This is a genomic window from Rivularia sp. UHCC 0363, from assembly GCF_034931125.1.
In the GTDB taxonomy this organism is placed as follows: Bacteria; Cyanobacteriota; Cyanobacteriia; order Cyanobacteriales; family Nostocaceae; genus Rivularia.
In genome coordinates this window covers 1-5,727 of sequence record NZ_JAYGHM010000132.1, presented here as the reverse complement: position 1 = coordinate 5,727, position 5,727 = coordinate 1, and the positions used below count along the sequence as shown (strand labels likewise).

Below are 5,727 nucleotides of genomic sequence, written 5' to 3'. Positions count from 1 at the left end.
GTTTCCCAATCCCCAATTCCCAATTCCCAATTCCCAATTCCCTACCCTTTAACCTTCAGCTTGACGATAAAACTTGCACCCTTTCCGGGTTCGCTGGTTGCTGTAATAGTTCCTTGATGTCGCTCGACTATTTTTCGACAAATAGCCAAACCTATACCAGTACCTTCGTATTCCGTGCGACCGTGGAGTCTTTGAAAGACGTTAAATATCCGGTCTAAATATTTTTCGTCAAAACCAATACCGTTATCTTCTACGACGATTTGATAATAATCAGGGCTTAACTGTTTATTCGTAAGGGTTTTGCTGTAAATTTTGATTAATGGTGGCTCTGCTTTTCGGTGGAATTTCAGAGCATTGCCGATTAAATTTTGTAGTAATTGACGCATTTGCAGCGGGTCGGCTTCGATGGTAGGTAAGTTGCCGACTTCTATCTGCGCTCCGGTTTGCGCGATGCGTATTTCTAAATCGGATAATACTTCTTGAGTTACCTGTGCTAGATTCACCTCTACAAAAGGTTTTGCTCTAGTGGTTATCCGCGAAAGAGTCAGTAAATCTTCAATTAAAGCCTGCATTCTTTCGGCTGCGTTCTGCATTCGCTGCAAATAGTCGTAACCCTTATCTGTTAGGGAATTTTCGCAAGTTGCTTTGAGGCGATCGCCAAATGCTGTAATCTTACGTAATGGTTCTTGTAAGTCGTGGGAAGCGATAAAGGCAAATTGCTGTAATTCTTCGTTGGAACGGGTTAGCTCTTCTCGCTGACGGGTTTCTTGTTCTAAGAGTTTGGCTTGTGAAGTAGCTATACCGATTTGGTCGGCTAATTGTTGCAGTAATTCGGTCTCCCACTCATTCCACTGACGGGGACGATCGCATTGATGAGCAATTAGTAATCCCCAAAGCTGGTTTTGCGTGATGATGGGAACTACTAAGTTAGATTTTATATCGAATCTTTGCAGTAATTTTACATGACAAGGTTGGATATCAGCTTGCTCGATATCAGTAATTGCCTTAATCCTACCTTTACGGTATTTTTCGAGGTATTCTCTACTAAAGCAATCATCGTCAATATTTTGTCCGTAAACTACGGGTAAACCCGGAACCACTGCTTCTTTCACAGCTTTGATCGAACCATCGGCAAATACTCGAAGAATTAATACTCGGTCAGCGTTGAGTAATTTTTGGACTTCTGTAACGCTGGTTTGGAGAATTTCATCGATTTGTAGAGAAGTACGAATCTTGAGAGTGATATCAGCAAATAATTGACTACGCAAGTTTTGTCGAATCAGTTCTTCCTGTACGCGCTTGCGTTCGGTAATATCCATCATCGCACCAATCATTCGCACTGGTTGCCCCGTATCGTCGCGAACCACGTAACCACGGTCAAAAATATAAGCGCTTGTTCCATCTGCACGCAGAAAACGGTATTCATTTGCCCAAAATGATTGACTGCTTTTGATTGCAGCAAAAATATCAGTAACAATTCTCCGTTTATCTTCTGGATGTATATGTCCGTGCCACCAATCGGTGCTATTTTCGATAGTTGGTGCTGAATAACCGAATAATGTTCGTACCGAATCGTTCCACCACACTCGATCTGTTAATAAGTCCCAATCCCACACAGTATCATTGGTCGCACGAGCGAGAATTTGAAAACGTTGTTCGCTTTGTCTTAGTTGCTCTTCTGATAATTTACGTTCCGTAATATCCGTATGGGAACCTGCCATCCGTACTACATTCTCATCCGCATCCCATAACGCTTGACCTCGGTCTAAAATCCATTTATAGTTCCCATCTTTACAACGAACGCGATGCTCACTAGTATAAAAAGAAGTTTTCTTCTCAAAGTGACTTTGAATCGTTTGCATCACCCAATCGAGATCGTCGGGATGCACCAAATTTGACCATTCATCTAAATTATTTTTGATATCTTCGTCTTCATAACCCAGCATTTGTTTCCAGCGAGTCGAGTAAAAGACTTGATCGGTTTTGACGTTCCAATCCCAAATACCATCATTAGTACCTTTTACTGCCAATTGCCAGCGCTGTTCGCTTTCCCTAAGCGCATCTTCCATCCGCTGACGCTCGATCGCTGTAGCTAAAACGTTAGCGATTGCTTGTAAAAAGTAGATGTCATTTCTGCTAAATGTGCGTTGTTTAGTGGTATGCGCTCCCAAAATTCCGAAAGGACTTTCCTTGCCATGAATAATTGCCGATAAACCGCTTACGACATGATGCTCTAGCAAGAATTGCGGTCCGGTAAAGCGAGTTTCCTTTGTTAAATTTTCCACAACTACAGCTTCTTGGCTCGTAATTGTATAACCTGCTTGGGAATTATCAACAGCACTGATTACTACTCCCACCACTCCAGAATGCCAACCCACACCGCAACGCACCAGTAACTCATTACCATTCGGCAATAATTCTAAAATCTTGGAGTATTCCACCTCCAGACCCAGAGCGATCGCATTCACAGCTTGCTGCATCAAACTATTTAAATCCATTTGAGCCAGCGCTGCTTGAGAAAGTTCCGCAAGCAATGCTTGCTGATTTGCATGAACCTGTAAAGCAAGCTCAGCCTGTTTGCGATCGGTAATATCCATATCAATTCCTGACATCCGCAAAGCTTTCCCAGACGAATCACGAAAAACTAAGCCTTGCGAAACCAGCCAGCGAATCCCACCATTTGGTAAAACCACGCGATATTCAATGTTATATTCTTCCCCCGCTTCAATCGCATTCCGCACGGCTCGATTAATCAAATCTCTATCTTGAGGATGAAGAAAACTCAGAAAACTTTCGTAAGTTTCATCAAAATTTAAACTTGCTTTACCAAATAGCGATTTGATAGTATCCGACCAAGTTACCTTATCAGTAACAAGATCCCAATCCCAAACACCCATATGGACTGCCGACAATGCAATCCTTAATTGTGCTTCTTGCCACCGTGCTTGTTCCGTTTGCTGCCGTAATTTTTTCATCGTACTACTAGCTTCGAGCAGACGATGCACCCGTTGACGCAATACCAACCACTGAATCGGCTTAGTTATATAATCGGTAGCACCAGCATTAAAAGCTCTTTCTACAGAACTTTGTTCGTAAAGAGCAGTAATCATTAATATCGGTATATCCTTCCCCCCAGGAAGCTGCCGCAATCGTTCGCAACAGCTAAAACCATCCATCAACGGCATCAAAGCATCCAGTAAAACCATATCAGGTTGTAGTTTAGTACAGGCAGCCAACCCATCCTCTCCATTACTCGCTTGGGCCACCCGATATCCCGCCGATTCCAGCAATTCGCGCAACTGCATCCGGATTAAATCATCATCATCTACAACTAGAATTAGATTTGTCATATTTTACCAATTACCAATGCCCAATGCCCTATTACCAATTACCAATTACCAATTACCAATTCAATTATTTTAAAACTAAATGCAAAGCTGTTAATAACTCCCGTGCGGTATATGGCTTTGGTAAAAATGCCGTATTTTTAGAATCTTGCTCAAAAGGTATTTGTTCGCTGGTTGCTAATCCGCTGACAGCAATCATGCGTAAACTGGGATTCATTTTATGTAATGTATTAATGGTAGTTGCACCATCCATATTAGGCATCATTATATCAATTATTGCCGCACGAATTTGATTTTTATGCTGAGCGTAAAGCGCTATTGCTTCAATTCCATCGTTGGCAGTCATTGCTTGATAATTGTACTGTTCCAAGGAAGTTGAAGTAATATCTCTAATTGATGGTTCGTCATCTACAACTAAAATTAATTCTCCATTTCCAACAGGTGTTTGCAAATATTCGATTGGTGGGATTGCATTAGCTTTCGCTGCTGGTAAATACACTTCAAATTTTGTTCCTTTTCCCACAGCACTAGATACATTAATAAATCCATTATGACCTTTAATAATTCCGATTACTGTCGATAGCCCCAATCCCGTACCTTTACCAAATTCTTTTGTTGTGAAAAATGGCTCAAAAATCCGATCTAATAATTCTGGAGAAACACCTATTCCCGTATCCGTAACGCTAATAACTACATAAGAACCAACTTTAGCGTCAAGGTGCATTCCAGAGTAGTTCTCATCAATGACAATATTCTCGGTAGAAATGGTTAATTTTCCGCCATCTGGCATGGCATCGCGAGCATTCAAGCATAAGTTTAACAATACTTGGTGTAATTGAGTATTGTCGCCCCATATCTGCCATAAACCCTGCTCAGTTAACCCATTAAACACAATTGATTTAGGAAAAGTTTGTTCGACAATTTGCTGCATTTCCCAAACCAATTCCTTAACTTGAATTACAGTGCGATCGCCTTCGATTCCGCGAGCGAATGACAACACCTGTTTTACTAGATTAGCACCGCGTTTAGCGTTGTTTTCTAAGATTCCTAGCATGGAAATTTCGTTTTCGCTGCGGCTTTTATTTCTCAATAGCTGCACTGACATTAAAATTGGCGAAAGCACATTATTTAAATCATGAGCGATACCGGAAGCTAAAGTACCAATACTTTCCATGCGCTGAGCGCGTAAAAACTGCTTTTCTAATTCTTTTTTCTGCGTAATATCTGTATCAACAGTTAAAATAGATTTGGGTCGGTGATGCTCATCTTTAACTAGCGTCCAACGGCTTTCTAGAATAATTTCTTTACCGGATTTACTAACTTTTTTTAATTCACCTTGCCACGAACCATGCTGTAATACTTTACTGTAAATATCTTGATGCGAACCTAATACTTCTGGTTTTAAAAGTTCGTGAGCATTTTGATTAATAGCTTCTGATTCTGTCCAGCCATAAATTGTCTCCGCGCTTTTATTCCACAGTAAAATTTTGTGAGATAAATCTCGCATGATAATAGCGTCTGTGGCAATATCTAATAATGCTGCTTGCTCGCGGATTTGATGCTCTGTATGCTTGCGGCTGGTAATATTTTCAAACATATATAGCCGTGCAAAATCTTGGTTTTCCTGATTCTGGATCGGTCTTGAAAAACGGCGGATAGTGCGACCATCAGGTAATAAGATTTCATCCTCGCAAATACATTTTTCAATTGAATCGGGTTGGCAATATCTCACAAATGCTGGAATTTCAGATGTTAACTTACGGCATTCTTCTACGATATCTTTATGTTTAAGTTCGCCACTTTCTACCCGTTCTTTTAAATGCTCGATACCCCAAATTTCATAAAAACCTTGATTCGCGTACAGAATGTTCTTAGTACGTGTTTCTACTACATAAAATGCTAGCGGTGAAACGCTAGTCATTGAACGTAAAAGCGTTTCTTTCCAACGTAATTTTTCTTCTGCTTCTTTACGTTGGGTAATATCATCAACTAAATAAGCAAATCTTTGATGTTCTGAACAATTTGCAATGGTCGATACCTTAGCTTTGAGCCATTTACTACCATCAGTCGTATCGTAAGGATACTCAAAAGTTATAGAAGATTGAGTATTTTGTGTTTGATGATAAAAATCAATCCACTGACTAATTAAATGCGGTGAAATACCCATATTGCTAACAAAACGATTTTTCATTCGTTCCGGGGTCAAACCCAAGAATTTCGCAGCAGCAGCATTACCAGAAATGTGCAGAATATCATTTCCCTTTATCTCAACAATCCCCATCATCATCGGAGCGCTATCAAAAAAACTTTTGATGATACTTTCGCTTTGATCTAATGCTGCTTTTGCTTGCTCATATTCTTTTTTTATATCTGTTAATTC

General features: G+C 40.4%; 2 protein-coding genes. Both read right to left on the bottom strand.

The features are described 5' to 3' along the window. Positions 1 to 41: 41 nt before the first annotated feature. On the bottom strand, positions 42 to 3,350 hold the full coding sequence (locus VB797_RS34525; protein WP_323242321.1) for a PAS domain-containing protein: 3,309 nt from the start codon (positions 3,348 to 3,350) through the stop codon (positions 42 to 44). A 64-nt stretch (positions 3,351 to 3,414) separates the two neighbouring features. Beyond that, positions 3,415 to 5,727, bottom strand: a 2,313-nt coding sequence (locus VB797_RS34520; protein WP_323242320.1) for a PAS domain S-box protein, incomplete at its 5' end; no start/stop codon positions are given.